Genomic DNA, 5,080 nt, shown 5'->3' with positions numbered 1-5,080 from the left:
ATTGAACCATCAGACAAGCAGACCTGATTTAATCCCATCATCATTTTTTAAAGACAATGTTTTTTTAAAGGATTGTTACCACTAAACTGTTTAGAAATTAAATGAAAATTGAGCTTCTCATATTTTTATTCCTCGTTCAGATGATTATATTTTTCAGCTTGAATCTAATTTATAAAAACACTGAAATTAATGGTTTCATTATATTTTTCATTCCGTTATAAATATACAGTAGAAGTAAGTTACCTTTTACTCACTTCAAATTAACTAAAATGGAATGTGGTTATGTCTTTTAATAATGTAGTAGGCGATTTCTTTCACGGTAAAAAAGTAACGTATAACGAACAGGTTTTAGACTATGCTCATTTGTCTGGCGCAGACAGTTTAATACCTTTTATTCTAACCATATTGAACTGGTCATTGAAAGACACCGTTCTCGACAATAAACTTGTAACGTTTGAGCTCACTTTACAGGAAGATTCATTATTTGGATTCGAAGCTAAAAACATCACTTTCCACCATCCTAATTGTGTCAACTTACTACTAACTAGCTTTCCTATGTATGAAGTTATGGGGTCACTACTACCAAATGATAGTTTATGTATAACTAAGTTTGTTACTACTCATCGATATGAAAGCAAACACGCCGCTGAAGAGGGAGACACTATATCTGTTGAACAGGTGGTGAGCTACTTGTTCTCTGAGGATTACGATGGAAAAGCCCCTCTTCCCGCTCTTTATAAAACAATTCGGTTATTTGACAAAGAGACACACATTTCGAGCTCTGTTGACACAATCAAGCACACTCCCCCGCCACCTTTTGATATAAAAAAGCATTACTCTTCGCTATCAAAACAGACTAGGGAATTATTTGATGAAATAACCATTGTTTCAACGGCGAACTACCTCTTAAAAAACTCAGATATGAGCATTTCAAATAATGAATATGCCCGATTAAAGCTAGATAGCGTCTCGCCAGATATCTTTTTTTCAGCCATATTAAGCGTCCCTTTCATGCTCGAAACCTTAGCGGCTGAGCTCAATTGTTTTCATTATCAAGTTATTTTTCCACAGCCAGTCTATGATTACCGTGAGAACATCGAGGACGTAGTCGATGTGCGTACTTTCGATTCTGAAAAGGGCAATACGACAAACTGGTATGGCGAAGCTAAACGCCCTGTATTTAACCTTAGATTCAATCCTTTGATTGAATCATCTTTAAATAAAGCGTTTGATGGTAATGTCCTCGATACTAACCTGTTAATTAAATCGATACTTGAAATAGACAATGAGTTTATTAACGAGCTTAAAGCAATTAATAACAGTAAAAATCGCTCAGTAAAATCATTAAAAACATCACAAATAATACAAGAAGCGTTGAGTAATCGCATCATTGGTCAAAAAAAGGCAATGGAAGGTATCGCACAGGGGTATTTATCATCATGCTTACATCGTAGTGAAGGCCCTCGAATGATTTATACATTCGCTGGTCCCTCTGGCGTTGGTAAAACATATTCTGCCACTCGTTTTGCTGAATTACTCAATGATGTTGAGAGTTCAGGTTATGGATTCAATGTGTTTAATATGGAACATTTTACCCATGAGCACGATACAAAGAAATTAGTTGGCTCGGGTAACCAATATACTGATGCCTCGCTTGGTTTACTTACCAACTTAGTAAGGATAAATCCTCGCCAAGTATTACTTTTTGATGAAGTTGAAAAAGCACACCCGAATGTAATTCAATCGCTGTTAACCATTCTAGACTCTGGATATACAGAAGATGCAACCAGCTTAGAAGAAATTGACTTTACGCAATCCATTATTATTTTTACGACAAATTTAGGGCAAGAGTTATTCAATAAAAACAACCAACATCATCAAGTAAACGTATTTGATGTACTTCGTACATCTAAGAATGGTCAGACAGGACAAAGCCTTGCTCCTGAATTTGTAAACCGGCTATCAAAAGGTTATTCGGCTTTATTTTCTGGTTTAAAAGTAAATCACTTTATTAAGGCTGTCGAAAAAGTATTGATTCACGACACCCTCGGTATGGGTGGCATAACATTTAAATGGCCAGAGAGTTTTTCACGTTTCTTACTTAAAAGTTTAGCGCCTGAAATTACCATGCGACAAATAGAGCACTCACTCCCTGAAATACAAGCAAACATATTACAAAAATCAATTTCACACTTAGACGAAGAACAAAGTAATATTTTTATTAATGTGAATGTCAGTGATAATTTAGCCCACGCGCGTCAAAATGTATTTTTAGTATTAGATGATGATAAGCGTGTTTGTGACGCTATAAACCAATCATTAAGCAATGAAAGCATTACCCTGTGCGCTAATAAAAGCGACATCCCCCCCCTTCTTGAAAAGCTAAGACCTCAGAGCCTATTAATTGATGTTGATTCACTGGATGTAAATAGATTTGCTGAACTAGTTGATGAGATGTCTAGTAAAAACCCTGAACTAATTTTATTTTCTTATCAATTAATAAGTGATTCGAAAAAAAGATACAGTGCTAATCACGAAGAAGTCAGAGAGCACTTTAGTTTAGATGCGGTATCTGTCACACACGCGTTGGTAGGTATGTTTAAACGGATTAATTTCTACATTGATACTGAATATTCGCTCACTCGCATGTGTAATCAAAATCAAATGCTCAAATATAACATCTCTGTTGAGAAGTCGTCAGGTGATATTGAAGTAACCTTTCATGACTTGAATACCCAACAACTTATTTATTCCAATGATCTACGTGAAAGTGATTTTTTCTCTCAATCAGCTCCCACTGACAAACTATCCGACGTCATTGGACTCGAGCGTGCTAAAAATCGCCTTAATGATGTTATTGGATGGTTAAAACAACCATCCAAATTGAATAATTTTGGTATATCAGTACCCGCAGGTTACTTATTTGCAGGCCCTCCTGGAACAGGTAAAACACTTCTAGCAAGGGCTGTTGCCGGTGAATGTGATTTACCTTTTTTCAGTGTATCAGCCGCTGAACTTTCAGCTTCACACCATGGTGGAACAACACAAAATATTAAAAAATTATTCTCCACCGCAAGGAAATATGCACCCGCTATTGTTTTTATTGATGAGATAGATGCTATTGCTGCAGCGAGAACCGCAGGCACTTCAGGAGCCGCTCAAGATGCAAACCAAACAGTCAATGCATTATTAACCGAAATGGATGGTTTTGATGATAAATGCCAGATTTTTGTATTAGCTGCAACAAATCACCCTGAAAAACTCGACCGTGCAATTACCCGCCCTGGGCGGTTTGACGAGACTATCTATTGTGATTTACCCAATAAAGAAGCACGTACTCTCTTTTTCACTCAATACGCCTCACAACATAATTTGTACTGGACTGATGCTGAACTACTTAACCTGGTTGCACTTTCTCAAAGGATGTCTCCTGCTGAAATTCAGCAGGTACTAAAAGAAGCGATACAGTTTGCGGTATCAAATGATGTTCAACTATCTAAAGAGATTATTGAAAAAACAATGATCAGAGTGAGGTATGGCTCTCCTTCTGAACATTTGTTTTTAAGCGGAGACGAAAAGCGTAAAACAGCCTATCACGAAGCCGGTCATTTAGTCGCGCACCACCTTTTATTCCCTAAACAACATATTGACTTCATTACTATAGAGCCTCGTAATCAAGCCCTTGGATTTGTCGCCACACGACAGCCAGATGAATATGAGAGCTACTCAAAAATTACTATAATGCGCAAACTACAAATGCTCCTTGCCGGAAGAGTTGCAGAAAAACTGTGCACAGGCTCTGCTGATGAAATAAGCACTGGTGCAAGTAACGATATTGAAAAAGCCACACAGTTGGCGATGCATGCAGTTTATCAAGGGGGAATTGAGCCATCCGTAGGGCCATTAAATGTTGGCCTACTCACACGTTTTGAAGAGAGTGACTTACTTGCGAATGCGCAAAACGCAGTAAAAAGATGGATTGAAACGGCAGAAAAAGAAGTTGAAGAGTTACTTATTGAACACTATTCATTACTAGAAGTCGTTGCTGAAAAGTTGATTGATGAAGAGTCATTGATGGGCCACCAAATTTTAACACTATTAGGGGATGCGTAATGGCAATGACGCACGATGAGCTTACTCAATATCTCAAAATGAATTACTTATCTTACATATACTCTGAGGAAGACGATGTATTCATAAGTCCTGAAAAAAGCAACGTCTATACGATCAGTATATACCGAGAGAAAGGCGGCACAATTTTACATGTCGTCGCGGATTATAAATGTGACTTTTTTGAATATACGGGTGTTACTTATCAAGAGCTCAACATCGTCACCCTATTAAAGTATATGTTACAAGAAAATGAGGCCTATTCTTCAGGGTATTGGTGTTTAACTAAAGAGCATTCGCGCATCCAATTTCGTCAAACTTTATATTTAGGTGACACTAAACTAACGAGTATTACGCCAATTATAGACATGATAGCCGTTATATCCAGTGAAGAGCAGCGTGACAAGCTTCATAAAATGTGGCTATTACTTAACCCTGATAACGGCAAAGTTGGTGATACTAAAAGTTTTTTGGCTAGTGCAAAAAAGGCACAAAAACAATATTCTCAAGAGACACACGATATGCTTGATTATCTCATCGGCGATCTAGAATAAAGGCGTTGTAGGCAGTATATTTATAAAATTAGGTATAAAGCAATTAGTTCAAGCACAGTTTACATTAGCGGCTCGTTGTTATTATTAGGGGTTGGGTTTGGCTTATTTTCGACCCCAAACAATAATGCCATTATGGGTGCTGTAGATAAAAGTGAGCTAGGCGTCGCATCTTCCTCAATGAACTTCTCGCGCACTATTGGTAATTTATTTGGTATGAGCTTAATCAACTTAATTGTACATTATTACCTTGGTGACAGCACCTTTTCAGCACAAAATGGCCACGCATTAATGAGTACGATTTCATTGGCGTTTACAGTGTCACTAGGGTTTGTAATTCTTGCCAGTTGTATTTCTGCGCTGCGAGGACGCGCTTAAAAGGATAGATTAATTATTTACTGCGTACCTACCTTAAAATA

At 37.4% G+C, this 5,080-nt stretch carries 2 protein-coding genes and 1 pseudogene; all 3 read left to right on the top strand.

Annotation, left to right across the window (positions count from 1 at the left end):
- Nucleotides 1–282: 282 nt before the first annotated feature.
- On the top strand, nt 283–4,113 hold the full coding sequence (locus CXF89_RS18245; protein ID WP_121955393.1) for an AAA family ATPase: 3,831 nt from the start codon (nt 283–285) through the stop codon (nt 4,111–4,113).
- Nucleotides 4,113–4,664 (top strand): hypothetical protein, encoded by a 552-nt coding sequence (locus tag CXF89_RS18240; protein WP_121955392.1) that lies wholly within the window; start codon nt 4,113–4,115, stop codon nt 4,662–4,664. Before CXF89_RS18245 ends, CXF89_RS18240 begins: the two co-directional genes overlap by 1 nt.
- A gap of 39 nt (nt 4,665–4,703) precedes the next feature.
- Nucleotides 4,704–5,039: pseudogene (locus tag CXF89_RS18235) on the top strand (MFS transporter); the annotation flags it as partial.
- Nucleotides 5,040–5,080: the final 41 nt, after the last annotated feature.

The organism is Pseudoalteromonas sp. MelDa3, assembly GCF_002863625.1.
Lineage (GTDB): Bacteria > Pseudomonadota > Gammaproteobacteria > Enterobacterales > Alteromonadaceae > Pseudoalteromonas > Pseudoalteromonas arctica.
Note: the sequence above shows the minus strand (reverse complement) of the source record. Positions and strands in the feature narration are given on the sequence as shown.

Coding starts and splice junctions, on each gene's coding strand:
- CXF89_RS18245 (WP_121955393.1), top strand. CDS start 283: ATGTCTTTTAATAATGTAGTAGGCGATTTCTTTCACGGTAAAAAAGTA.
- CXF89_RS18240 (WP_121955392.1), top strand. CDS start 4,113: ATGGCAATGACGCACGATGAGCTTACTCAATATCTCAAAATGAATTAC.